The sequence below is a fragment of the Blattabacterium cuenoti genome, assembly GCF_014252355.1.
Taxonomy (GTDB): domain Bacteria; phylum Bacteroidota; class Bacteroidia; order Flavobacteriales; family Blattabacteriaceae; genus Blattabacterium; species Blattabacterium cuenoti_AD.
Window position 1 is genome coordinate 104175 of the sequence record NZ_CP059217.1, and the last position, 26057, is coordinate 130231.

The window sequence follows — 26057 nt, forward strand, 5'->3', positions numbered from 1 at the left end:
ATTCTATGGCTGATTTAATTTCTTTTGTATTTTTTCATCCATAATTATTTTTATGTTATTTCAAATTCATAAAACAAATACAATGTATTATAAATGGTTTTCTTTTTTAATTGTCATTTTTTCTTCATTACGTTTAGCAAGATTTAATACTATATATAATACATGTCAAAAAAAATATAATTATGGATTAACAACACCAATAAATGCTTTATTTTTTTCTTCTTTATCTATTATTATTATGTCGCATCTAAATACAGGATTAATCAGAAAATTGATTATTTTATCCCCTATTCAAATTTTGATTATGATTTGTTGTTCTTGTTATTTTTTAATTTCTAAAATAAATATGTTTCATTTAAAATTTCAAGGAACATCTTGGAAAAAAAATCATGTACGTTATATATTCCTATTTATTAGCATAATTTTTTTATTAACTTTATATTTCATAGCTATTACATATATTATACTTCTTTATATTATATATTCTATTTTTTATCAATTTTATCAAAAATTAAATTATAAAGAAAACACTGATTTATGCAATTAAAAATTAATCGTCCTATTTGTTTCTTCGATATTGAAGCAACCGGTATAGATATTGGAAAAGATAGGATTATAGAAATTTCTATATTAAAAATATTTCAAAATGGAAATCAAGAAGATAAAACTTGGTTGATATTTCCAGAAATACCAATACCACCACAATCTACAGCAATTCATGGAATTACAGATGATGATGTAAAAGGAAAATTAACTTTTAAAGAAATAGCAACATCAATTATGAAGATGATAGAAAACACAGATTTAGCAGGTTATAATTCAAATAGATTTGATATTCCTCTTTTAGCTGAAGAAATGCTTAGAGCCGGTGTATCATTTGATATCAAAAAACATAAAACAATAGATGTTCAAGTTATTTTTCATAAAATGGAACCTAGAACTCTTTCTGCAGCCTATCAATATTATTGTAATAAAAATTTAAAAAAAGCACATAGTTCAAAGGCAGATACATTTGCTACATATGAAATATTATTAGCACAATTAGAAAAATATAAAAATCTTAAAACAGATGTCAATAGTTTAAATTTATTTTCAAATCATAATAAAATAGCTGATCTTGCTGGATTTGTAAAAATCGATTCATCTGGTAATGAAATCTTTAATTTTGGAAAATATAAAGGACAAAAAGTTTCCGATATTTTTGAAAAGGATCCAAAATATTATGCATGGATACAAAATTCCAATTTTCCACTTTATACAAAAAAAATATTTACAAAAGTCAAATTAAAAAAATTTAATAAAAATTAATTTTTTCTCTTAAACAAGATCTTTAAATTTTTGCGATATAAAAGAAGTTAGATTTTTTCCACGTAATAAGTTTTTTGATAAAAGAGTTAACATTAAAGATTCTATAAGAATCTTCATTTTGTTGTCCTTATTTGATTCTTTTAATATTTTATCTATTATAGGATGATTTGTATTGATAATTAATTGATGTAATTTATTATTATTATATTTATGTTGTTGTTGTTGTTGATCACTCATTTCTTTTATTCTTCTTGAATATTCAGGAATTATTATTAAAAATGGATAATCTTGTTTAGAAAGATGTTCTAATTTTAGAAGAGATAAATTATATTCTTGTATTAATGATATACTATTAACTAATTGTTTGAGTTCTTCTTTTTCTTGTTCAGATAATTTAGATTCATATTTAATAGTATCGGTTTTATGAATTAATTTATCAATATGATCTGAATCTACACGAATAAAAGAAATATCTCTATATTCTAATTCTATTTTTTGTATTAAATGGATAGTTAATGGACTATCCAAAATTAATACTTCATAAGAACGTTCTTTTGCTAATTTAATTTGACTATCTTGTTTATCTTTATCTGAAGTATATAAAAAAATAATCTTACCTTCTTTATTTATTTGTTTATATTTTACTTTCTCTTTATATTCTTCCAAAAGAAAAAATTCTTCATTAACTGTTGAATAAAGAAAAAATTTATTTGCTTTGTCAAAAAAAGTTTTTTCAGTGATTATACCATATTCTATAATAATTTTTATATATTTCCAATTTTTTTGAAAAGTTTTTCTATCTTTTTTAAATAAAAATAACAATTTATCTGCTACTTTTCTAGTAATATATTTTGAAATATTTTTTACAGAACTATCAGTTTGTAAATGAGATCTTGAAACATTCAGTGGAATATCTGGTGAATCTATCACTCCTTTTAAAAAACTTAGAAAATCTGGAACTATTCCTTTTAAATTTTTAGTAACATATACTTGATTTTGATACAAATGTATTGTATCTTTTTGTATTTCCATTGTATTTATTGATTTGGGAAAATATAAAACCCCTGTTAAATGAAAAGGATGATCAATATTTAAATGCACCCAAAATAATACTTCATTAAATGATTGATGTTGATACAATTCAGAATAAAAATCTAAATAATCTTTATCTTTTAAATTAGCCGGTTGTTTATTCCAAATAGGATGAATATTATTCACCATCATTTTTTTATCATTATTAAAATAAATAGGAACCGGCATAAATTTACAATATTGGTTTAATAAGTCTATAATTCGATTTTGATCTAAAAATTCTTTACTTTCATCATTAATAAATAAAATAATTTCTGTTCCCCTTGTTTTTTTTTCTTGTAATATTTTTATATCTATTTCTGGTGTCCCTTCACATGTCCAACAAATAGAAGAATATTTATTTTTATATGATTGAGTTAAAATCATTACTTTTTTTGATACCATAAAAGCAGAATAAAAACCTAATCCAAAATGTCCAATTATCGATTTATTGGAATTATATTTATATTTTTTTATAAACTCTTCAGCACCAGAAAATGCTATTTGATTAATATATTTTTCTATTTCTTCTTTAGTCATTCCAATTCCATTATCCACAATATGAATAGTATTATCTGCTTTGTTTATAGTTATATCTATTTTAAGATATCCTAAATTCATATCTAGTTTTCCTAACTTTGATAAAGTTTCTAATTTTAGAATTGCATCAGTTGCATTAGAAATTAATTCTCGTAAAAAAATTTCTTGATCAGAATAAAGAAATCTTTTAATAATTGGAAAAATATTTTCCGAGGTTACAGTAAATTTTTTATTCATTATAGTTATTTTTATGATTTTATGTAAAAAAAAGAATCTATAAATTCTTTTTGATTAAATTCTTTTAAATCATTTATTTTTTCGCCTATTCCTATATATTGAATTGGTATATTAAATTGATCGATGATTCCAATAAGAACACCACCTTTTGCTGTTCCTTCTAATTTTGTTATTATTATTGAAGATATTTTAACAAAAGAAGAAAAAGATCTTACTTGTTCAAAAGTATTTTGCCCTATATTTGCATCCAAAATTAACATAATTTCATGAGGAGCATTGGGTATAACCTTTTTCATAACTCTATTAATTTTTGATAATTCTTCCATTAATCCAATTCGATTTTGTAATCGACCTGCTGTATCAATTAAGACAGCATCCATTTTTTTAGATATTGCAGATTGCAAAGTATCATATGCTACGGAAGCTGGATCAGAATTTTTTTTTTTAATTATAGGTATACCAATTTGTTTAGTCCATATTTCAAGTTGATTGATAGCTGCCGCTCGAAAAGTATCTGCTGCTCCTATTATTAATTTCAATCCTTGTTGTTTTAAAATAAAAGCTAATTTTCCAATTGTTGTTGTTTTTCCAACCCCATTAACTCCAATCATCATAATTACATATGGATTATTACTCATTTTAATTTTTTGATATATAGGAATAATATCATATTTTTTTTTGATAAAAATTTTATTGATTTCTTCTTTTAGTATAGAATATAAATATTCTATTTTATCTATATTTAGATTATTATTTTTAATTGTTTGTTCAATATTATTAATAATTTTGATAGTTGTTTTGGTTCCAAAATCTGCAGATAATAATATATTTTCTAATTTATCTAATAAATTATCTAAATTATCTTGTTTTTTTGAAAAAAGAGTTTGTATTTTTGAAAAAAAATTAAGTTTAGTTTTTTCCAAAGATTTTTTATTAAAAAACAACATTGTTTTAAAAATTTAATTTTGTGAAAAAAATGATTTTATTTCATTATTTGATATCATTTTTTTTTCAAAAGAATAAAATCCATATTTTGATTTAATAATTCTAATAGCTAAAATCATTTTTTTTACGTTTTTATTTTTTTCTATAGACTTTTTATTAGTAACAGTATTAGACATATTTATTTATTTTATTTCTTTATGAATAGTATATTTTTTTAAAATTGGATTATATTTTTTTAATTCCATCCTATTAGGATATTTTTTTTTATTTTTTGTTGTAATATATCTAGAACAACCTGGAATACCAATTTTTTTTTGTTCAATACATTCTAATATAACCTGAATTCTATTACTCTTTTTACCCATATAATTAATATTTATATTTAAAACGTTCTAACGCTTTTTCTATTCCAATTTTATTAATTATTCTAATAGCATATGTAGATACTTTTACAGTAATCCATTTATTTTTTTTTGTGATAAAAAAACGTTTTTTACATAAATTAATTTTAAAATATCTCTTATTTTTTTTATTAGAATGTGATACTTTATTTCCGATCATTACTTTTTTACCAGTAAATTCGCACACTTTTGACATATATATATATATATTTTTTTATTAAATTAAATATAGATAAATTCTATATAAAAATAAATTTTCATGTCTGGACATAGTAAATGGTCTAATATACAACATAGAAAAATACATCAAGATTGCATAAAATCTAAAAAATTTTCCAAAATAATAAAAGAAATATTTATTGCTGCAAAAAATTTAAAATCAAATAATTATTCTTTTCAATTAAAAAAAATTATATCTAATGCAAAATCTATGAATATACCAAAACATACTATAAATCAAGCAATTAAAAAAGCATTTAATATACAAAATTCACATAAAATAAAAAGTTTTAATATAGAAGGTAAAATATTAGGTGTTAGCATGATTATAGAATGTATGACTGATAATTACAATCGTATTATATCTCAATTAAAAAATCATTTTAATAAAATAGGAGGTAGTTTATGTAAACATGGTGAACTAACTCATTTATTTAATCATATAGGCATATTTTATATAGATAAAAATAATATTACTCTTCCAATAGAAGAATTTGAATTAATGTCTATAGATTTTGGAGCAAAAGATTTTTGTATACAACAAAATATGATATATATATATACAGATTTCAAATATTTTGGATTAATGAAAAATTATTTATTTAAATTAAATATTGATTATCAATCTAAAATACAATGGAAAGCAAAACATTTGCAATGTATTTCAAAAAAAATTCAAAATAAAATATTTGATTTTATTAAAAAAATAAAAATAAATGAAGATATAAAACAAATTTATTGTGATATATAAATAAGTAAGATATCCTATCGCATTTAATCTATCATTATTAAATGAGGAAAGTCCGGACACCAAAGAGCAATACAATGGGTAACCCCCATCCATCGAAAGATGAGGAAAAGTGCAACAGAAAGGAAGTACAGTAAAATAATAAGCTGTAGTGAAATCATGTAAACTCTGTACGGTGAAATGCCATATATACCAGAATGCTTGCTCGGTTGATACTGGGGGGTAGGCAGATAGAGATAATAGGTAACTATTATCCTAGATAAATGATAGGAATTAGGAATGAATTAAATACAGAATCCGGCTTATAATCTTACTTATTTGGTGGGAGAGATGGCCGAGTGGCTTAAGGCGCACGCTTGGAAAGCGTGTACACAATAATCAGTGTCAAGGGTTCGAATCCCTTTCTCTCCGCAATTAAGAAGAATTTTCTATATTTTTTAATTTTTTTTCTACTAAATTTTTTCTTACTACCATTACTTTCTCTATATCTGAAGATGCAGCGTCTAATTTATTTTTAGCTTGATTTAATAAAAATCCAAACTTATTAAATTCTTGTTTAACAATTTCTAACATTTTCCAAACTTCTGAACTTTTTTTCTGAATAGCTAAAGTCCTAAATCCAATTTGTAAACTATTTAACATTGCCGCTAATGTAGACGGTCCAGCAAGTACTATTTTATATTTTCTTTGTAATTCTTCTAAAAAAGAAGAATTTTTAATAATTTCTGCATATATACCTTCAAATGGCAAAAATAAAATAGCAAAATCTGTAGTATATGGAGGAGATATATACTTTTCATTAATACTTTTAGACATTTTTTTTAATACAGATTCCAGATTTTTTTTAGCAATTTCTAATTGTTTTTTGTCCCCAATATCATACGCAATTTGAATTTTTTCATAAGTTTCTTTCGGAAATTTGACATCAATAGGTAACCAAATAATATTTCCATCTTCTAATCCTGGAAGTTTAATAGCAAATTCAACAACAAAATTAGTATTAGGTTTAGTAATTACATTACAAGCGTATTGCTCAGGAGATAATATTTGTTGTAACAGCATTGATAATTGCATTTCACTAAAACTACCACATATTTTAACATTATTTAATGTTCTTTTTAATGCATTTACATCTTTTGAAAGATTTTTCACATCAATTAATCCTTCTTGTAAAGAACAAAATTGATTTTCAATAATTTCAAATGATTTTCCTAAATGAGAATTGAGAGAATTTTGTAATCTATCACTAACATTTTTTCTTATTTCTTCAAGTTTTTCTTCAGTTATTTTAACTAATTTTTCTTGAGTTTTCTGAAACAGAATCAACTTTTCTGATTGATTACTGATATAAAAATTAATTTTTTTATCTATAAAATGTTGAAAATCTTTTATTGTTTGTGTTGTTTCATTTTTTACATCTTTTAAAGAATTAAAAAATGCAATTTTATCATATTGATAATTTGTTTGATTTTGAATGTTTTTTAATTCATATTTTTTAATATAATTCATAAAAATAATCAACATAATAAAAATGAATATGAAAAAATATACAAACAACCACCAATTAAACATGATTAAATATTTTGAAATAAAAAATAATAAATGGATTAAATGATATAGTATTATAGCGGGAATAGGACTCGAACCTATGACCTTCGGGTTATGAGCCCGACGAGCTACCAACTGCTCCATCCCGCGATTATTCAATATAATATTTTTTTTTTATAAAAAAAAACAAGATCCATACTATCTATCCATTCATCGAAATTAAAAATTCATCATTATTTTTAGTTTTTAACATACGTAATCTCAAAAATTCCATAGCTTCTATCGGATTCATATCAGAAAGATGTTTTCTTAAAATCCACATTCTTTGCAAAGTTTTTGTATCTAATAATAAATCATCCTTTCTAGTACTAGATGAAACTAAATCAATAGCAGGATAAATACGTTTATTAGCGATTTTTCTATCTAATTGAAGTTCTTTATTTCCTGTTCCTTTAAATTCTTCAAAAATAACTTCATCCATTTTTGATCCAGTATCAATCATTGCAGTAGCTATAATTGATAAAGATCCACCATTTTCTATATTTCTAGCAGCACCAAAAAATCTTTTTGGTCGATGTAATGCATTTGCATCTACACCTCCAGATAATACTTTTCCAGATGCAGGAGCTACTGTATTATACGCACGTGCCAATCGTGTAATTGAATCCAATAAAATAACTACATCATGGGAACATTCTACCATTCTTTTAGCTTTTTGTAATACTATATTAGCAACTTTAACATGTCTTTCTGCTGGTTCATCAAAAGTAGAAGCGATAACTTCACCTTTAACATTTCTTTGCATATCTGTAACTTCTTCAGGCCTTTCATCAATTAACAAGATAATTAGATAAACTTCTGGATGATTTGCTGCAATAGCATTAGCAACTTCTTTTAATAAAGTAGTTTTACCTGTTTTTGGAGGAGCTACAATCATTCCCCTTTGCCCCTTACCAATTGGAGTAAATAAATCTACTATTCGTGTAGAAATAGTAGCATTTTTATCTGCTAATTTAAATTTTTCATTTGGAAATAGTGGAGTTAAATGTTCAAAAGAATCTCTTTCTCTAACAATAGTTAGTGGTCTACCATTAATTTCAACAATTTTAATCAAAGGAAAATATTTTTCTCCTTCTTTTGGAGGTCTAACTTCGCCTTTTATAGTATCTCCAGTTTTCATTCCAAATAATCTAATTTGTGACTGAGATACATAAATATCATCAGGAGATGACAAATAATTAAAATCTGAAGATCTTAAAAATCCATAATTTTCAGGCATAATTTCTAATACTCCTTCACTCATAATAATACCTTCAAATTCATAGTCAGGAGTTATATATTTATTAGTATGATTAGAATTTCTTGTAAAAAATCCTACATTATTATTTACAGATTTATTTTCTTTTACACCAGATTTATTTTCTAAATTTTTTTTCCAATTTGAAAAATTTTTATTTTTATACTTCATTTTATCTTCTTGATTAGAAGAACTTAATTTATTTTTCAAATTTAAGTTCTTGTTTTCATGTTCATGAAAATGTAAAAATGTTTTTCTATATTTATTTTTCTTTTTATTAACATCATTTGTTAATGAAGAATTTTCTATTTTTTTTAATTTTAAAGTTGATTTTGAAAAAGTTGAATTTTTATTAAAAATATCAATAATTTTTTCAAGGAGTTCGTTTTTTCGTAATTGTGTACATTTTTTTAATCCTGAAGAACGAGCAATCTCCTGTAATTCAAAAAGTTTTTTACTTTTTAATTCAGTAATATCAAACATAAAGTAATTGGATAAAATTTTATTAATGATTAAGTAAGATAAATACAATTATACAAAATTAATTTGAACTTAATTCCAATTAATATGTTATCTAGAATACAAAATTTTTATACATTTATAAAAAATTAATTTGAATTCCAACTAATATGTTCTGTAGAATACAAAATGTTTATACATTTATATCATCTTTACTAATTTTAATTTCTATATTACTAAATTTTTCTTTTAATATATTTTTTGATTTATTCTTGATTATATGTTTTATATTATCAGTTACTAGTATGTTATTTGACAAAAATAATAAGCTACAAATAATATTAAATATTTTAAATATTTTTTTTAACAGTTTAAATAGTATAATAATTTTGTTATTAACTTATTTGAATAAAAAATTAAATATTATTTTAATAAGTTATATACTGATTTTATTATTATTTTCTATATTATTTTTATTTCTTTCAAATAAATCAATCAAAAAAGATATAAAAATAATTAAATCATCAAATAGAATACGATAATCAATCATGATTCAAAATTCATTATTGAATAAAAAATTTAAAATTCTTAAAAAAGAATTTGATACAATTTCAAAATCAATTTCTATTCCAAAAATTATATATGATAAAATAAAATATAAAACATTATTAAAACAATATAATAAAATAGACAAATGGATAAAATATTATCATGAATATAATAAAAAATTATCTTATTTACATGAGTTAAATGATGTTTTAGAACATGATTCAGATCCAGAAATGATAAACATAGCATCTTCAGAAAAAAAAAATATATTAGAAGAAATAATGTCTATAAAAAACAAATTATTAAATAATAATTATTCATCACAAACATCACAAAATATAAATGATAATCATAGAAATGCTATAGTAGAATTACGTTCAGGAACTGGTGGAAATGAAGCATGTCTATTTGTTGAAGAAATATTAAGAATGTATATTATGTATTTTAAACAAATGCATTGGAAATATAAAATCATGCATGCTCAAAAAAGTGGATCCACAGGATATAAAGAAATTATATTAGAAGTAAGTGGCAGTAATAAGAAAGGTAGTGTTTATGGTAATCTAAAATTTGAATCTGGAGTACATAGAGTACAAAGAATTCCAAAAACTGAATCACAAGGTAGAATTCATACATCAGCAATTACTGTGGCAGTATTACCAGAAGTTCAAGAATTAGAAATGAAAATAAACATATCTGATATTAAAAAAGAAACATTTCGATCTAGTGGTGCTGGTGGCCAACATGTTAATAAAACCGAATCAGCAGTTAGACTAACTCATATTCCAAGTAAAATGACTGTTGAATGTCAAGAAGAAAGATCTCAACATAAAAATTTTGAAAAAGCTATGAATGTATTAAGAGCTAGATTATTCCAACAAGAACTGGATAAAAGATTTAAAGAAAGATCTTTTCAAAGAAAATGTTTAATCTCTACTGGAGATCGTTCTGTGAAAATAAGAACTTACAACTATCCAAAACAAAGAGTAACGGATCATAGAGTGAAAAAAACTATTTATGATCTTACAGGATTTATGAATGGAAATATTCAAAAAATGATAGATTTTTTAAAAAAAAAATAATACATCAATAACTTGATAACATAGTGTCTATAAAATTAATATTATAATCGCCTTTTACAAAAAAATTATTTTTCATCATTTGTATATGAAAAGGAATGGTGGTTCTAATCCCTTCTATTACAAATTCATCTAATGATCTACGCATTTTGTCAATAGTTTCTTTTCTACTATTTGCTGTAGTAATAATCTTTGCAATCATAGAATCATAATAATGTGGAACATTATATCCAGCATAAATATGAGTATCAATACGAACTCCTTTTCCACCTGGTAAATGCATTTGAGTAATTTTTCCTGGATATGGACGAAATTTTTGTTTAGGTTCTTCTGCATTAATTCTACACTCAATTGAATATTTTTTTGGATAAACATTTTGTATTGAAATTTTTTTACCACTTGCTATAAATATTTGTTCTTTAACAAGATCTAATCCAGTTATTTCTTCAGTAATAGCATGTTCTACTTGTATTCTGGTATTCATCTCCATAAAATAAAAATTAGTATTTTGATCTACTAAAAATTCAACAGTTCCTATTCCTTCATAATGAATAAATTTAGCTGCTTTAATAGCTTGTTCGCCCATGATTTTTCTTAAAGACGGAGTCAAAAAAGGTGACGGAGCTTCTTCTACTAATTTTTGATTTCTTCTCTGTATAGAACAATCTCGTTCTGATAAATGACATGTTTGTCCATATTTATCACTAATAATTTGTATCTCTATATGTCTTGGATTAAGAATTAATTTTTCTAAGTATAGATCTGGTTTACCAAAACATATTAAAGATTCTTTTTTAGCATTTTCCCAAGATGGTTTTAAATCATTTTTATTGAAAACAGATCTTATCCCTTTACCTCCTCCTCCAGACACCGATTTAATCACGACAGGATATCCTATTTTTTCTGCAATATTTGCTACTTTTTTATATGAATATTTTTCTTTTAAATTTTCAGATCCAGGAATACATAAAATCCCAGCTTTGTTCATAGTTTTTTTAGCTAAAATTTTATTTCCCATTTGAATAATATGATTTGGTAAAGGTCCTATAAATTTAATTCTATGTTTTTTACACATAGAAGAAAAGTAGGCATTTTCAGATAAAAACCCATATCCTGGATGAATTGCATCAGAATTAGTGATTTCTGCAGCTGAAATGATATTTGGAATATTAAGATATGATAAATATGGAGATGGTGGACCAATGCAAACAGCTTCATCTGCAAAATACACATGAAGACTATATTTATCTGCAGTAGAATATACTGCTACAGTTTTGATTCCCATTTCTTTCACTGTTCGTATAATTCTTAAAGCAATTTCTCCACGATTTGCAATTAATATTTTTTTAAACATAAAAAATATAATATCAAAAACAGATTAATTATTAATTTTAATAAGAAATAAAGGTTGATTATAATCAACTGGGGTTGAATCTTCAACAAAAATTTTTACAATTTTTCCTGAAACTTCAGATTCAATATCATTAAATAATTTCATTGCTTCTATGATACAAATTTTTGTTCCTATCTTAATATTATCACCTTTTTTCACAAAAGGATCTTGATTAGGATTTGATCTTCTATAAAAAGTTCCAATCATTGGAGATCTAATTGTAAAATATCCATTTTGTTCATTAAATTGTTCTTCTGAATCTGAAACAGAATAATATTGTTCTTTATTATTATTTTTCTCAACTAATTGAGAAATTTTATTTTTAATATAAATTGTAGTTTCTCCTATTTGTATTTTGATTTCATCAATTCTATATTGATAAACTACTTTAATCAAAGATTTAATTTGTTTTAAATCCATAGTAAACGAAACATATCATTCATCTTATTTTTTGATAAAAACTACTTTTCCTTTATAAATAAGTTCTTTTTTTTTCCAATATGCATGATGATATAAATATATTTGACCAGTTAAAGAACATTTTGACAATACAGGAATTTTTACTTTTAAATGAGTTCTTCTTTTATTTCTTCTTGATTTAGATTGTCTTCTTTTAGGATGTGCCATAAAAATTATAATAAACTACTAAGTTACTATAATAATAAAATTATTTTTATATTTATTAATATGAATTATTCGTTAACCAAACAAAGCAAAGATTATTCTAAATGGTATAATGATATTATTATTAAATCTGAATTAGCAGAATTTTCAGGAGTTCGTGGGTTTATGATTATTAAACCATATGGATTTTCTATATGGGAAAACATAAAAAAAGAATTAGATAAAATGTTGAAAGAATCTGGACATGAAAATATTTATTTTCCACTTTTAATTCCAAAAGATTCTTTATTTGTTGATAAAACAGAAAAAGAACACATTAATTATAAAGAATGTGCAGTTGTAACACATTATAGATTGAAAAAACAACAACATAAAAATAAATTTGAAATAGATGATCAATCTAGATTAAAAGAAAAATTAATTATTAGGCCTACTTCAGAAAGCATTATTTGGACAGCATATAAAAGGTGGATACAATCTTATAGAGACTTACCTATTCTTTTAAATCAATGGGGAAATGCTGTAAGATGGGAAATGAAAACACGATTATTTATTAGAACTTCAGAATTTTTATGGCAGGAAGGACATACAGCTCACGCTACAAAAGAAGAAGCTATTTATGAAGCAAAAAAAATATTAAATATATATACTAATTTTTCTGAAAATTTTTTAGCTATTCCAGTAATACAAGGAATAAAACCAAATATGGATAAATTTTCTGGATCAGAGATTACTTATTGTATTGAATCTATAATGCAAGATGGAAAAGCTTTGCAAATTGCTACTTCTCATTTTTTAGGACAAAATTTTTCAAAATCCTTTAATGTAAAGTTTACGAATGCTAATGGAAATAAAGAATACGTATGGGGAACTTCTTGGGGAATATCTACACGATTAATAGGAGGATTAGTAATGTTACATTCAGATGATCATGGCTTAATTTTACCTCCTAAAATATCACCAATACAAGTTATTATTATTCCGATTTTTAAAAATAAAACAGAATTGAATCAAATAACTACAATAGTTGATAAACTAAAAAATAATTTAGAAAAACAAGGAATTCGAGTAAAATATGATCAAAATCAATGTTTTACTCCAGGATGGAAATTTCACAAATATGAAATGAAAGGGATTCCAATAAGAATTAGTATAGGACCAAATGAAATTAATAATAAAATAATAGAAATTTTTAGAAGAGATACGTATGAAAAACATTATATTTCATTACATAAAATTACATATTGTATATCGAAACTTCTTGCAAACATTCAAAAAAATATATATCAAAAAGCTTTAAATAGAATCAATAAATTATCTTGTACATTAGATAATTATGATGAATTCAAAAAAAAACTACGTAATACAGGAGGATTTATATTGGCTCATTGGGATGGGACAATCAATACAGTAAAACAAATTCAACAAGAAACAGAAGCAACAATTCGTTGTATTCCCTTGAATAATAACTTAAATAATATGGGTAAATGCATTTATTCTGGAAATCCATCTTATCAAAGAGTAATTTTTGCAAAATCTTACTAATTATTAATTGTCCTCAATTTTCCTTTAAACTCTTTTAAAGAAAAATAATTTTTATTTTGTAACAATTCTATTAATTCAAATAATAATCTATGAAATACAGAAATTCCTTCAATCAAAAATTGAGTTCCGATTTGAACAGCAGATGCTCCACATAATATATGCTCAAAAATATCTGTTCCATATTTTATTCCACCACATCCTATAACTGAAATATCTTTTCTAAGATAATTATAAAATTGTCGTACATTAGATAATGCAAAAGGTTTTATTCCTAAGCCACCTATTCCCCCAAATCCTTTATTTGGTTTAATTACTATAGTTTCTTTTTCTACATTAATAAATAAACCATTTGGTAAACTATTAACACATGTAACAAAATCAACTGGATATTTATTCAAAATAGAAGAAAGTTTTGCTATATCATATTCATTAAAATATGGTGGAAGTTTAATTCCTAAAGGATTATTATATAAATTAAATAATCTATCCAAAAAATACGGCATGTTATGAAAGTCATAACCCAAAACTTTTTTATCACCCAAAATATTTGGACAAGATAAATTTAATTCTATAGCACTAATAAAATCAGAATATGGATTAGTTTTTTTTAATAACATATAATTTTCTTCAAAAGAAGATCCTGATAAAGATAAAAAAATAGGTTTTTTTAAACTTGTTGTTTTTAAAAATGAAAGATAAAAATCAATTCCAAGATTAGCTAATCCAACAGAATTTATACTTCCAGCCCCCCATTGAAAACATCTAGGAAAAGGATTTCCAGTCTTTGTTTTCAAAGTACAACTTTTTGTTACTACTGCTCCTAAATAACTATTTTGAATAAGAATATTTAATTCTTTTTCTGTAGAACAAAAAATGCCTGATGCATTCATAATACATGAATCTAATTGGATTCCATTTATATTAGTAGATATATCTATGTCTTCTATTGTTGTCATCATTTTATAAGTTTTAATTTACTAACAAAAAATAAAATTTCTAACTTAATAAAAAAGGTTTATTATGATAAAAGAAAAAGAACAATTTGTTTTAACAATTTACAATTTAGGGATCATGAAATTTGGAAATTTTACTTTAAAAAGTGGATATAGTTCTCCTATATATATTGATTTTCGTCCTATTGCTTCAAAACCTAATTTATTAATTAAATTATCAGATTTACTGTTACATACAATTTCATATTATAACTTTGAATTAATTTGTGGAGTTCCTTATGCAGCATTACCCATTGCAACTACTTTATCAATTAGATATAATATACCTTTGATTATTAAAAGAAAAGAAAATAAAGGATATGGAACACAAAAAATGATTGAGGGAATTTATAAAAAAGGACAAAATTGTCTTCTTATAGAGGATGTGATAACTAGTGGAGAGAGTTTATTAAATACAGCAGAAGGGCTGAAAAAAGAAGGATTAGTAATTCAAAATATATTATCAATTTTAGATCGTGAACAAGGAGGCATAGAAAATATCACAAATAAAGGATTTAAAATTAATACACTATTTAAGATAGGAGAGGTCATAAATATATTAGATAAACAAAAATTATTCAAACAACAAGAAATATATTATATTAACAAATTTTTAAAACAAAAAACAAATATAAAATTTAAAAAAAGAAGACTTTCTTATGAAGAAAAACAACAAAACATTTCTCATCCAATAGGAAAAAAACTTATTGATATTACAATTAAAAAAAAAACTAATTTAATTTTTTCTGCAGATCTTATATATTCTAATCAAATTTTAAATTTTGCACATTTAATAGGAGATCTAATTTGTGTATTAAAACTTCATGTTGATATTATTCGTGATTTTTCATATTCTTTTATTCAAAAACTAAAACAAATTTCTATAAAAAAAAATTTTTTAATATTTGAGGATAAAAAATTATGTGATGTTGCATACACAAATTATTTACAATTACATCATGGAATACATAGAATTTCTTCATGGGCAGATATTGTTTCTACACATGTTATTGCAGGAGAAGATAGCATAAATAATTTAAATATTCCATATAATACTATGGGATTAGTTACTATATCTGAAATGTCATCGTATGGTAGAATATCTGATGATCAATTTTTTATACAATCTTTAAAGATTTCTTTGAGAAACTCAACCGTAATTGGTACAGTTGCACAAAGAAAAGTAGATGATAGATTATTATTATTTACACCAGGAATTTTATTATCATCCAATGATATTAGTAGTAGTAATAAACATTCATCATATATTACTCCTAATAAAGCCATAACACAATATCAAAGTGATTTTATTATAGTAGGCAAAGCAATATATCAATCTAAATATCCAAAATATTTTGCAAAAAAATATAGATATGAAGGATGGGAAGCATATCAAAACGAACTTTAAAAAATATTTTTTATTGATAGTAATGAATATAAATTTATTTTCTAATTTTAGAACAAAAATTAATATAAAAAAGCTTTGAACATAGTTTAAATATGAAATGGATAAATTCATTAGTCAGTTGTTTCATGATATTATTTAGCATTATAGATATTTTAGGAAATGCTCCTATTATTATGGGATTTAAATCTAAAGGAAATATTATAGAAACTAAAAAAGTCATCATAACCTCCCTTATAATATTTTTATCTTTTTTGTTTTTAGGACAACCTTTATTAACAATTATTGGTATTGATGTTCAATCATTTTCTGTAGCTGGGGCATTTGTATTATTTATAATTGGATTAGAAATGATATTAGGAATAGATATCCACAAAGTACAAAAAAATGCACATACATCTATAGTTCCTATAGCATTTCCTCTTATTGCTGGTCCTGGATCTTTAACTACATTGATATCATTGAAAACTACTTATAATGTATATATTATTATTATTTCTTTGATTTTAAATATGATAGTAGTGTATTTTGTTTTAGAAAAATGTGATATGATTGCAAAAAAATTAGGATCAAATGGATTAGATATTGTAAAGAAAATATTTGGAATTATTTTATTAGCTTTTGCAGTGAAAATTTTTGGAGCTAATATAAGTGATTTATTTAACAAAAAATTTTAAATAACTACATATTTTGTTCAGTGAACAATTTATTAATTTAAATGTTGGTAAAAAACTACCTTGATAAATAAAAACTATGTAATAAATTTTGTTATTATTATTTATGTTATCTTCTAAAAGATATTTATTTAATAAATAAGCTGATCTAAATAATCTTTTTATTCTATTTCGATGAACTGCCTTTTTAAAAATTTGTTTTTTGATTAATATTCCAACCATTTTGTTTTTTACATAATTAGTTGATTTATTTTTATCTATAGAAATGTATTTAATTTTTATAGGAAAATTATATAATAATTTTCCATATTTCATAACATTCATAACATTAATTTTTAATGACATATTCATATTTTTGATTTATTCATAAATGCTTCGAATTTATTAACCATATTGATAGGCCCACAAATAAATGGAGTTCGTTGATGTAAAGAACTAGGTTTTATATCCAATATTCTTTTCGTTCCATCAGAGGCCTTTCCTCCCGCTTGTTCTGTTAAAAAAGCAATTGGATTACATTCATAAAGTAATCTTAATTTTCCATTTGGAGAATGAGAATGATTAGGATATATATATATTCCTCCTTGTATCATATTTCTATGAAAATCACCGACCAAAGACCCAATATATCTTGCAGTATATGGCCTATTTCCTTTATTTTCTTGACAATACTTAATAAAATGTTTTACCCCTATAGGAAATCTATCATAATTGCCTTCATTAATAGAATATATTTTTTCTTTTTCTGGAAAAGAAATATTTGGATGAGATAAATAAAAAGTACCAATAGTAGGATCTAAAGTAAATCCATATACTCCATTGCCAATCGTATACACTAAGATTGTAGATGATCCATATATAATGTATCCTGCAAGAATTTGTTTATGACCTTCTTGCAAGAAATCTTCTAACGTAATATTAGTATTAATAGATGATTTTCTAATATATACAGAAAAAATTGTTCCAATAGGCACATTTACATCTATATTAGAGGACCCATCTAGTGGATCAAGTAAAACTATATATTCATTTTTAGAAAAATTATCATTTTCTTCTTTTATCATTATAAAATTTTTTTCTTCTTCAGAAGCAATTCCACAAACTACATTTCTACTTTTTAAAGATTCAATAAATACTTTATGTGCATAATTATCCAATTTTTGTTGATGTTCTCCTTGTATATTTATAATTCCTGAACTCCCTATAATTGTTTTTGTTAATCCAGCTTTATTCACTTCTTTATTAATAGCTTTTGCTGCTAATTTAATAGAACTAAATAATCTTAATAATGATTCTGTAGAATATAAGAAACGATCTCTATTATCTATAATAAATTCTCCTAATGTATACATGATGGAAAAAAATATTTAGCTATACTGTTTGTTTTTAAACAAAAAAAGTTATAAATTTTTATTTGAAATGAAAAAAATTTTTTTATCATTAGTAATTTTATTAAGTTATTGATTTACAGTTTATTAATTTTTTTATGGCATATTTGGTTTTTATTAATTAATATTATATTAGTTCCTTTTTGGGCTGGAGCTTCAATTCCTTTTTTATTTAATGAAAAGAATTATCCAATAGTTTATTGGTTTCATCAAATGTGGGCTAGATCAAATCTATTTTTAATGGGATTTTGGTATGTATTAGAAACTGATAAAGAAATATTAGATAAAAATAAACAATACGTTATAATTAGCAATCATACTTCTATTATGGATATTATGTTAATTTATTCTTTAATGAGAAATCATCCTTTAGTATTTGTGGGAAAAGCTGAATTAGCCAAATTACCATTTTTTGGATTTGTTTATAAAAAAAGTAATATTCTATTAGATAGAAAAAGCTTATCAAGTTGTAAACAAGTTTTTAAAACAATACAACATCAAATAGATTCAGGAAAAAGTATTTGTCTTTTTCCAGAAGGTGGGGTTCCAAATCCATCTATTTTTTTGGGAAATTTTAAAAGTGGAGCGTTTGCTATTGCTATAATAAAACAAATTCCTATTGTTACATTTACAATAGCTGATATCAAAACCAAGTTTCCTAGATTTTCATTATTAAAAGGAAAACCAGGAAAAATAAGAATTAAACAACATCATTCTATTTCTACTAAACATTTTTCTTTAAAAGAAAAAAATATTTTAAAACAAAAATGTTTTAATTTAATAAAATTTCAATTGGAACAATTTTATAGTGAAAAATCTTGAACGAGCAATAAATAATAATATTAATACAGGAAAAAAAATACATATATATACAGATGGTTCTTCTAAAGGTAATCCAGGACCTGGTGGATATGCTATATTTATAGAATTTTTAGAAAGAAAACACTATAAAAGACAAATTATATCTGAAGGATATCGTTATACTACTAATAATAGAATGGAATTATTGTCTGTTATAGTTGGATTAGAAAAAATCCCAAAAAATAAACAAAATATTACTGTTTTTACAGATTCTGAATACATAATCAATCCAATTAACAAAAATTGGATTTATGAATGGAAACAAAATAATTTTAAAAATAAAAAAAATATTGATTTATGGATTCGTTTTTTTAAAGTATTTAAAAAACATTTTATTTTTTTTCAATGGATGAAATCACATGGATTTCATTATATTAATGATTATTGTGATCGTCTAGCTGAAATGGCTTCTAAAAACAAAAAATTAAAAATAGATTATATTTATGAACAACAAAAAAAATAATTTTTTGATTAAATTAGATAATGTATTTTTTTCTCCTTATTATTTCATATATAATAATAGAAAATACATTACTAACATTAAGAGAATCTATAAATCCAAACATAGGAATTTTTATTATTTTATTAGATTTTTTTAACCAATCATTAGATAATCCTTTATTTTCTGATCCTAATACAATAGCTAAAGAAGAAGAAGAAGCAAAATAAGTGTCGTATAAATTTGTAGACTTTAAATTTGTGCTAGTAGAAACTATTTCAATATTATGTTGTTTTAACCAATCTAAAATTAATTTTTTATCTTCTATCATTATTTGTTGAGTAAACACGCTTCCTAAACTACATCTAATTACATTGGTATTAAATATAGATGTTTGTAAATTACAACATATAATAAAATTAACTCCAGCAGAATCTGCAGTTCTCAATATTGCTCCTAAATTTCCTGGTTTTTCAATTCCATCTAATATTACAATTAAAGAATTTTTAGGAGGAATAATATTTTGTATTGTTTTTAAAATTAATTTTTGAAAAATTCCAATAATTCCTCCTGAATTTTTTCTATATACTAGTTTTTGAAAAATATTTAAACTAATAAAAATAATAATTGAATTAAATGACTTTATAATATTATAATTATCAAATATATCTTTACAAATAAGTATTTTGTTGGGGATATAATTTCCTTTAATAGCCATTTTAAATTCCATAATTCCTTCAACAAAGAATAATTTGTTGTTATTTTTATAAGTTTTTATTAATTTTTTTATTTTTATATTTTTTACTATTTTGTCCATAATGAAAATAAATAAAAAATACGATGAAATTTTTTTAAAAATTGCAATAAAATTATCTACACTATCTTTTTGTAAAAAAAAAAAGTAGGAGCTCTTCTTGTTAAGAATAATCAAATTATATCAAATGGTTATAATAATACTCCAGAAGGATTTGATAAATTATGTGAGGATAAAAATGGAGACACAAAATGGTATGTGTTACATGCAGAAGCTAATGCAATTTTAAAATTATCTTATTCATCATTATCATGTAAAAATTCTTGTTTATATATTACACACTTTCCATGTAAAGAATGTAGTAAATTAATTTATCAATCTAAAATTAAAAGAATAGTATATTTATATGAAAATAACAATATAGAAGAACAATTAATATTGTTTAAAAAATCCAACATTTTGATTAAAAAATTTATTTAACACCCAGATGGCGGAATCGGTATACGCGCTGAACTCAAACTTCAGTGATTTTTATTATATCATGCGGGTTCAAATCCCGCTCTGGGTACTATTAAACTATTAACTATTATTTAATTAAAATAAAAAATATTTTTGAGAAAGAGGTAAAATATAGGATGGGTTAGATTCAATTTTTTTACCATCTATATAAACACTATAATTAATTGGATCTATTTCTATATTTGGAATTTCTCCATTTAATATCATATCTTTTTTAGATAAATTACGACAGTTTTGAATAAGTTTTAATGTTTTATTAATCTTATTTTTTTCTATAAATCCATTATTAATAGCAGATATGGGAATAAAAACGCTACTTAATTTTGGATTAAAAAATCCAAACATTTTTCTATACATAAATGGTTGAGGAGTTGGAATAGTAGCATTCGGATCGCCAAGACTAGCATATACAATCATTCCACTTTTAATTACTAATTCAGGTTTGACTCCAAAAAAAGCAGGTTTCCAAACTACTAAATCAGCCATTTTTCCAATTTGAATTGATCCTACATAATTGGATATACCATGAGTTATTGCAGGATTAATAGTATATTTTGAAATATATCTTTTAACTCTTATATTGTCATTTTCATTTTTATAATCATCACCCAATGCTCCTCTTTCTTTTTTCATTTTATCTGCCGTTTGCCAAGTTCTTTTTACAATTTCTCCTATTCTTCCCATAGCTTGAGAATCTGAACTAATCATACTGATAGCTCCTAAATCATGTAATACACCTTCTGCACTAATTGTTTCAGATCGAATTCTCGATTTTGCAAAAGAAACATCCTCTGGTAGATTAGAATCTAAATGATGACATATCATAAGCATATCCAAATGTTCATCAATTGTATTACAAGTATAAGGAATAGTTGGACTTGTAGATGAAGGTAAAATATTATAATGAGATATTACTTTTAATAAATCTGGAGCATGTCCTCCACCTGCTCCTTCTGTATGATAAGTATGAATAGTTCTATTATTGAATGTTTTTAAAGTATCTTCTACATAACCTGATTCGTTTAATGAATCTGTATGAATATTAACTTGAATATCTAGCTTATCTGATATTTTTAAACATTGATTAATTACAGATGGAGTGCTCCCCCAATCTTCATGTATTTTCAATCCACCTGCCCCATATAATACTTGTTCTTCTAAAGCAATAGGATTAGAACTATTTCCGCATGCTAAAAACATAAAATTAATAGGAATATGATCAGTACTATGAAACATATTTTGAATATTCCAAACTCCAGATGTGCAATTGGTTGCAATACTTCCTGTTGCAGGACCTGTTCCCCCTCCAATTATAGTTGTTGTTCCATTTTCTAATGCCACTTCAAATAATTGAGGACAAATATAATGTACATGACAATCTACACTTCCAGATGTCACAATACAATTCTCTGCTGAGATAACTTCCGTACCTGATCCAATATGCATATTATCATGAACACCATCCATAATATCTGGATTACCAGATTTACCAATTCCAACAATTAATCCATTTCTTACTCCAATATCAGATTTTATAATACCCCAATGATCAATAATAATAGCATTTGTTAATACTAAATCTAAAATACCATTATCTTTAGTTGCTAATGCATTTTGTCCCATTCCGTTTCGAATTACTTTTCCACCTCCAAAAACACATTCATCACCATATACTGTATAATCTTTTTCAATTTCAATCCATAATGACGTATCACCTAATCTAATTTTATCTCCTTTAGTAGGTCCGTACATTTTAGAATAAGACTCTCTATTCATTTTTGTCATATTATATGTATATAATTTTTTATTTGGAAAATCCAATAATTTTATTATTACCTCCCATTTTGACTAATGAAATTTCTTTAATTTCTCCTGGTTCAAAACGAATAGATCTTCCAGCAGCGATATCTAATCTATAACCTTCAGTTCCTTTTCTATCAAAAAATAACATGGAATTAGTTTCGTAAAAATGAAAATGAGATCCTATTTGAATAGGTCTATCTCCTTTATTTGATACAATTCTTGTTATTCTATGTCTATTAGGCAGTAATGTTATTTCATCTTCAAGTAAATGATACTCTCCTGGTATAATTTTTTTACTTGGTACTTTTGAATTTCTTTTTTTGATCGGATCATGAATTGTTACCAATTTGGTTCCATCTGGAAAAGTAGCTTCTACTTTAATATCTTTAATAAGTTCATCAATACCATCCATTACTTGATCATCATAAAGAATATTTTTTGCTTCATATATTATATCTTTTATCATTTTGCCATCACGTGCACCTTCCATTACATAATGTGTAATTAATGCTATAGATTCTGGATAATTTAATTTTAATCCTCTGTTTAAACGATTTATTGCTAATATTCCAGCCATATGAAGAAGAAGTTTTTCTTTCTCATAAAAAGTTAAATGCATAAATCAGACAATTTTATTTTTTATCAAAAATAAATAATTTTATTTCATTTTGTATTTAATTTAATTTATAAAAACTATGTTTGCAATATTTTAATTTTTTTACATAAAAAATTAAATTTTTTTTAATTATACTTATTTTTGTTTCTGTTTCTATCAGACAAATAATTGGAAAATTTTTATAAAAAATGCAAGTTTTAAAATTTGGAGGGAGTTCTGTTGCTCATGCAGATTCAATTAAACGTATTTGTTATTTATTAGAACAAAAAATTGAAGGAAAATATGCAATTGTAGTTTCTGCTTTGGAAAACATTACAGATCAGTTAATACAATGTGGAATATTTGCTGCAAAAAGAAAAAATATATATAAAAATATTATAGAAAAAATAGAAATGCGTCATTTAAATATGATTAGAGAATTATTTCCAATTTCTGATCAAAGTCATTTAATTAGTTGTATAAAAAAAAAGATTAATAATTTAGAATGTTTATGTGATGGAATTTTCCAAGTAGAAGAATTATCAAAAAGATCTTTAGATAAAATAATGAGTTTTGGAGAACTAAGTTCTTCTTTTTTAATTGCAGAAAAACTAAAACAATTTGGATTAGATGCAATTTGTAAAGATAGTCGAGATTTAATTATTACTGATGCTCAATTTGGATGTGCACAAGTTGATTTTATCACAAGCAATCATCATATTGTTCAATTTTTTAATGAAGAAATAACTTCTAAATATATTGTGTTACCAGGATTTATAGGGTCAACAATAGAACATGAAACCACTACTCTTGGAAGAGGTGGGTCTGACTATACAGCTTCTATTTTAGCAGCTGCTATTTCTGCTAGTTTTTTAGAAATCTGGACTGATGTTAGTGGAATGATGACCGCAAATCCAAAAATAGTGAATCAAGCATTTCCTATTCAAGAAATTTCTTATGAAGAAGCTATGGAATTATCTCATTTTGGAGCAACAGTTATTTATCCTCCTACTATACAACCAGCAATGAAAAAAAATATTCCTATTAAGATCAAGAATACTTTTTATCCAATGGACCAAGGAACTTTAATTTATGTTAATAAAAATATTAATATAACTCAACCAGTAACTGGGATATCTGGCATTCAATCTGTATCGTTACTGACTTTAGAAGGCAGTGGTATGATAGGAATTCCAGGTTATTCAAAACGTCTATTTGAAGCTTTATCAAGAGAACAAATTAATGTTATTTTTATTACACAAAGTTCTTCAGAACATTCAATTACAACAGGTATACATGATTTAGATGTAATAAAAGCTAAATCTGTTATAGATAGTGAATTTTCCAAAGAAATACACCAAAAATGTATTTATCCTTTAAGGATAGAAAAAGATTTATGTATCATTGCTGTAGTGGGTGATAATATGAAAAATCTTCATGGAACTAGTGGTAAAATGTTTTCAGCTCTAGGAAGAAATAGTATAAATGTTAGAGCAATAGCTCAAGGGTCTACAGAAAAAAATATTTCAGTAGTTATTAAAAAAACTGATTTTAAAAAAGCTTTAAATACTTTGCATGAAGCATTCTTTGAAAGGCCTCCAAAACAAATTAATCTTTTTATTTGTGGAGTAGGAAAAGTGGGTAGTAAACTATTAGAACAACTTTTTAAACAAAAAAATTATCTTCTTAAAAAATTAAAATTACAAGTTAGAATTATTGGATTGGCAAATAGTAAAAAAATGTTTTTTAATAAAGAAGGTATTGATTTATCGCAATGGAAAAATCATCTTGAAAATAATGTAAATTCCATGAATATCTGTTCTTTTATAAATAAAGTTTGGAAATTTAATTTTAGAAATAGTTTATTCGTAGATAATACAGCCAGCGAAGAGATGGCAATGACTTATGAAAAATTTTTACAAAATGGAATTGGCGTTATTACTTGTAATAAAATTGCTTGTTCTTCTAATTATGAATATTATAAAAAATTAAAAAATCTTGCTAGACATTTTCAATCTCCATTTTTATTTGAAACAAATGTTGGAGCAAGTTTACCCGTAATAAGTACTTTAAACGATCTTATAAACAGTGGAGATAAAATTCATAAAATAGAATCTGTATTATCTGGAAGTTTAAACTTTATTTTTAATCATTTTGTAGAAAATAAAACTTTTCTAGAAGTAGTTAAAGAAGCACAATTAAAAGGATACACAGAACCAGATCCAAGAATAGATTTAAATGGATTAGATGTAATGAGAAAAATTCTTATTTTAGCAAGAGAATGTGGAAGTCCTTTAGAATTAAGTGATATTAGAAAAAAATCTTTTTTACCTGAAAGTTGTTTAAATGCACAATCTATTAATATTTTTTATCAAGAATTACATAAGTATAAAGATTATTTTATTAAAATCCGAATACAAGCCGAAAATAAAGAACAAAGATTACGTTTTATTGCACGTTATGAAAAAGGAATAGCAACTGTTGGATTAGAATATGTTCCAAAACATCATCCATTTTATCAATTAGAAGGAAAAGATAATATGGTATTATATTATACTTCTCGTTATGCAAAACAACCATTAATTATAAAGGGAGCAGGTGCTGGAGCTGAAGTAACAGCTTCTGGTGTTCTTTCGGATATTATCAAAGCTACTAAATAAAAAT

28 protein-coding genes, 3 tRNA genes and 1 other RNA gene are annotated in these 26057 nt (G+C 24.0%); 15 read left to right on the plus strand and 17 right to left on the minus strand.

The features are described 5' to 3' along the window. Nucleotides 1–52 precede the first annotated feature (52 nt). Nucleotides 53–547: a CDP-alcohol phosphatidyltransferase family protein gene (locus tag H0H38_RS00480; protein WP_238785413.1), complete on the plus strand. Its 495-nt coding sequence runs from the start codon at nt 53–55 to the stop codon at nt 545–547. After that, a complete protein-coding gene (locus tag H0H38_RS00485; protein WP_185872833.1) occupies nt 538–1308 on the plus strand; it encodes a 3'-5' exonuclease in 771 nt (256 codons plus the stop codon). The genes H0H38_RS00480 and H0H38_RS00485 overlap by 10 nt, the downstream gene beginning before the upstream one ends. Nucleotides 1309–1317: 9 nt before the next feature. Here H0H38_RS00485 and htpG read toward each other — a convergent pair whose 3' ends face one another. From htpG to rpmB, 5 genes are read right to left on the minus strand one after another with little or no spacing between them, the layout of a single operon-like run. After that, nucleotides 1318–3156, minus strand: a complete 1839-nt coding sequence (gene htpG, locus H0H38_RS00490; RefSeq protein WP_185872834.1) for a molecular chaperone HtpG — start codon at nt 3154–3156, stop codon at nt 1318–1320. Between the two features lie 11 nt (nt 3157–3167). Then, complete coding sequence (gene ftsY, locus H0H38_RS00495; RefSeq protein WP_185872835.1) at nt 3168–4103, minus strand: signal recognition particle-docking protein FtsY; 936 nt, start codon at nt 4101–4103, stop codon at nt 3168–3170. Nucleotides 4104–4115: 12 nt separating this feature from the next. After that, nucleotides 4116–4277 (minus strand): DUF4295 domain-containing protein, encoded by a 162-nt coding sequence (locus H0H38_RS00500; protein WP_185872836.1) that lies wholly within the window; start codon nt 4275–4277, stop codon nt 4116–4118. Between the two features lie 6 nt (nt 4278–4283). Next, complete coding sequence (gene rpmG / locus H0H38_RS00505) at nt 4284–4466, minus strand: 50S ribosomal protein L33 (protein WP_185872837.1); 183 nt, start codon at nt 4464–4466, stop codon at nt 4284–4286. A gap of 4 nt (nt 4467–4470) precedes the next feature. Beyond that, entirely contained in the window at nt 4471–4698 is a 228-nt protein-coding gene (gene rpmB, locus H0H38_RS00510) for a 50S ribosomal protein L28 (RefSeq protein WP_185872838.1), read from the minus strand. 63 nt (nt 4699–4761) lie between these two features. On the opposite strand from rpmB, the gene H0H38_RS00515 reads away from it, so the two are divergent. The 3 genes from H0H38_RS00515 to H0H38_RS00525 all read left to right on the plus strand — a co-directional run bounded on the left by H0H38_RS00515 (nt 4762) and on the right by H0H38_RS00525 (nt 5880). Beyond that, on the plus strand, nt 4762–5472 hold the full coding sequence (locus H0H38_RS00515; RefSeq protein WP_185872839.1) for a YebC/PmpR family DNA-binding transcriptional regulator: 711 nt from the start codon (nt 4762–4764) through the stop codon (nt 5470–5472). 1 nt (nt 5473) lies between these two features. After that, nucleotides 5474–5790: RNase P RNA component class A (gene rnpB / locus H0H38_RS00520), an RNA gene on the plus strand. A gap of 3 nt (nt 5791–5793) precedes the next feature. Next, nucleotides 5794–5880, plus strand: a tRNA-Ser gene (locus H0H38_RS00525). A 3-nt stretch (nt 5881–5883) separates the two neighbouring features. On the opposite strand, the gene H0H38_RS00530 is transcribed toward H0H38_RS00525, so the two are convergent. From H0H38_RS00530 to rho, 3 genes are all read right to left on the minus strand, one after another. Further along, nucleotides 5884–6978 carry a DNA recombination protein RmuC gene (locus H0H38_RS00530; RefSeq protein WP_185872840.1) on the minus strand — a complete coding sequence of 365 codons (1095 nt, stop codon included), beginning with the start codon at nt 6976–6978 and terminating at the stop codon, nt 5884–5886. Between the two features lie 116 nt (nt 6979–7094). After that, nucleotides 7095–7167, minus strand: a tRNA-Met gene (locus H0H38_RS00535). 52 nt (nt 7168–7219) lie between these two features. Then, nucleotides 7220–8797, minus strand: coding sequence for a transcription termination factor Rho (gene rho, locus H0H38_RS00540; RefSeq protein ID WP_185872841.1), 1578 nt, complete (start codon nt 8795–8797; stop codon nt 7220–7222). 281 nt (nt 8798–9078) lie between these two features. On the opposite strand from rho, the gene H0H38_RS02840 reads away from it, so the two are divergent. Together H0H38_RS02840 and prfA are read left to right on the plus strand one after the other, a co-directional pair. Then, entirely contained in the window at nt 9079–9315 is a 237-nt protein-coding gene (locus tag H0H38_RS02840) for a DUF4293 family protein (RefSeq protein WP_394798864.1), read from the plus strand. 6 nt (nt 9316–9321) lie between these two features. Beyond that, entirely contained in the window at nt 9322–10404 is a 1083-nt protein-coding gene (gene prfA / locus H0H38_RS00550) for a peptide chain release factor 1 (RefSeq protein WP_185872843.1), read from the plus strand. A gap of 4 nt (nt 10405–10408) precedes the next feature. Here the strand turns inward: prfA and accC are convergent, their stop codons facing one another. From accC to rpmF, 3 genes are read right to left on the minus strand one after another with little or no spacing between them, the layout of a single operon-like run. After that, nucleotides 10409–11755 carry an acetyl-CoA carboxylase biotin carboxylase subunit gene (accC, locus tag H0H38_RS00555; RefSeq protein ID WP_185872844.1) on the minus strand — a complete coding sequence of 449 codons (1347 nt, stop codon included), beginning with the start codon at nt 11753–11755 and terminating at the stop codon, nt 10409–10411. A 24-nt stretch (nt 11756–11779) separates the two neighbouring features. Further along, nucleotides 11780–12214 carry an acetyl-CoA carboxylase biotin carboxyl carrier protein gene (accB, locus tag H0H38_RS00560; RefSeq protein WP_185872845.1) on the minus strand — a complete coding sequence of 145 codons (435 nt, stop codon included), beginning with the start codon at nt 12212–12214 and terminating at the stop codon, nt 11780–11782. A 24-nt stretch (nt 12215–12238) separates the two neighbouring features. Continuing rightward, nucleotides 12239–12421 (minus strand): 50S ribosomal protein L32, encoded by a 183-nt coding sequence (gene rpmF, locus H0H38_RS00565; RefSeq protein WP_185872846.1) that lies wholly within the window; start codon nt 12419–12421, stop codon nt 12239–12241. Between the two features lie 60 nt (nt 12422–12481). On the opposite strand from rpmF, the gene proS reads away from it, so the two are divergent. After that, nucleotides 12482–13963, plus strand: a complete 1482-nt coding sequence (gene proS / locus H0H38_RS00570) for a proline--tRNA ligase (protein WP_185872847.1) — start codon at nt 12482–12484, stop codon at nt 13961–13963. Here proS and H0H38_RS00575 read toward each other — a convergent pair. Further along, nucleotides 13960–14922: a dihydroorotate oxidase gene (locus H0H38_RS00575; RefSeq protein ID WP_185872848.1), complete on the minus strand. Its 963-nt coding sequence runs from the start codon at nt 14920–14922 to the stop codon at nt 13960–13962. The two genes, proS and H0H38_RS00575, sit on opposite strands and share 4 nt — an antisense overlap. A gap of 61 nt (nt 14923–14983) precedes the next feature. On the opposite strand from H0H38_RS00575, the gene pyrE reads away from it, so the two are divergent. After that, on the plus strand, nt 14984–16363 hold the full coding sequence (gene pyrE / locus H0H38_RS00580; RefSeq protein ID WP_317168653.1) for an orotate phosphoribosyltransferase: 1380 nt from the start codon (nt 14984–14986) through the stop codon (nt 16361–16363). A gap of 92 nt (nt 16364–16455) precedes the next feature. Beyond that, nucleotides 16456–17037, plus strand: coding sequence for a MarC family protein (locus H0H38_RS00585; protein ID WP_185872849.1), 582 nt, complete (start codon nt 16456–16458; stop codon nt 17035–17037). On the opposite strand, the gene H0H38_RS00590 is transcribed toward H0H38_RS00585, so the two are convergent. Together H0H38_RS00590 and fbp are read right to left on the minus strand one after the other, a co-directional pair. Further along, nucleotides 17017–17379: a ribonuclease P protein component gene (locus tag H0H38_RS00590; RefSeq protein WP_185872850.1), complete on the minus strand. Its 363-nt coding sequence runs from the start codon at nt 17377–17379 to the stop codon at nt 17017–17019. The two genes, H0H38_RS00585 and H0H38_RS00590, sit on opposite strands and share 21 nt — an antisense overlap. A 2-nt stretch (nt 17380–17381) precedes the next feature. After that, entirely contained in the window at nt 17382–18386 is a 1005-nt protein-coding gene (fbp, locus tag H0H38_RS00595; protein ID WP_185872851.1) for a class 1 fructose-bisphosphatase, read from the minus strand. A gap of 108 nt (nt 18387–18494) precedes the next feature. On the opposite strand from fbp, the gene H0H38_RS00600 reads away from it, so the two are divergent. Both H0H38_RS00600 and H0H38_RS00605 read left to right on the plus strand, forming a co-directional pair. Further along, on the plus strand, nt 18495–19244 hold the full coding sequence (locus H0H38_RS00600; protein ID WP_394798861.1) for a lysophospholipid acyltransferase family protein: 750 nt from the start codon (nt 18495–18497) through the stop codon (nt 19242–19244). Then, nucleotides 19231–19746 carry a ribonuclease HI gene (locus H0H38_RS00605; RefSeq protein ID WP_238785414.1) on the plus strand — a complete coding sequence of 172 codons (516 nt, stop codon included), beginning with the start codon at nt 19231–19233 and terminating at the stop codon, nt 19744–19746. The genes H0H38_RS00600 and H0H38_RS00605 overlap by 14 nt, the downstream gene beginning before the upstream one ends. A 13-nt stretch (nt 19747–19759) precedes the next feature. Here the strand turns inward: H0H38_RS00605 and H0H38_RS00610 are convergent, their stop codons facing one another. Continuing rightward, nucleotides 19760–20539 carry a TrmH family RNA methyltransferase gene (locus tag H0H38_RS00610; protein WP_185872852.1) on the minus strand — a complete coding sequence of 260 codons (780 nt, stop codon included), beginning with the start codon at nt 20537–20539 and terminating at the stop codon, nt 19760–19762. 117 nt (nt 20540–20656) lie between these two features. Here H0H38_RS00610 and H0H38_RS00615 point away from each other — a divergent pair, with 117 nt between their 5' ends. Both H0H38_RS00615 and H0H38_RS00620 read left to right on the plus strand, forming a co-directional pair. Next, nucleotides 20657–20956 (plus strand): deoxycytidylate deaminase, encoded by a 300-nt coding sequence (locus H0H38_RS00615; RefSeq protein ID WP_317168657.1) that lies wholly within the window; start codon nt 20657–20659, stop codon nt 20954–20956. Nucleotide 20957: 1 nt separating this feature from the next. After that, nucleotides 20958–21044, plus strand: a tRNA-Leu gene (locus tag H0H38_RS00620). Between the two features lie 26 nt (nt 21045–21070). Here H0H38_RS00620 and ureC read toward each other — a convergent pair. Together ureC and H0H38_RS00630 are read right to left on the minus strand one after the other, a co-directional pair. Next, a complete protein-coding gene (ureC, locus tag H0H38_RS00625; protein ID WP_185872853.1) occupies nt 21071–22780 on the minus strand; it encodes an urease subunit alpha in 1710 nt (569 codons plus the stop codon). 19 nt (nt 22781–22799) lie between these two features. Then, a complete protein-coding gene (locus tag H0H38_RS00630) occupies nt 22800–23417 on the minus strand; it encodes an urease subunit gamma (protein WP_185872854.1) in 618 nt (205 codons plus the stop codon). A gap of 185 nt (nt 23418–23602) precedes the next feature. On the opposite strand from H0H38_RS00630, the gene thrA reads away from it, so the two are divergent. After that, complete coding sequence (gene thrA / locus H0H38_RS00635; protein WP_185872855.1) at nt 23603–26053, plus strand: bifunctional aspartate kinase/homoserine dehydrogenase I; 2451 nt, start codon at nt 23603–23605, stop codon at nt 26051–26053. Nucleotides 26054–26057 lie beyond the last annotated feature (4 nt).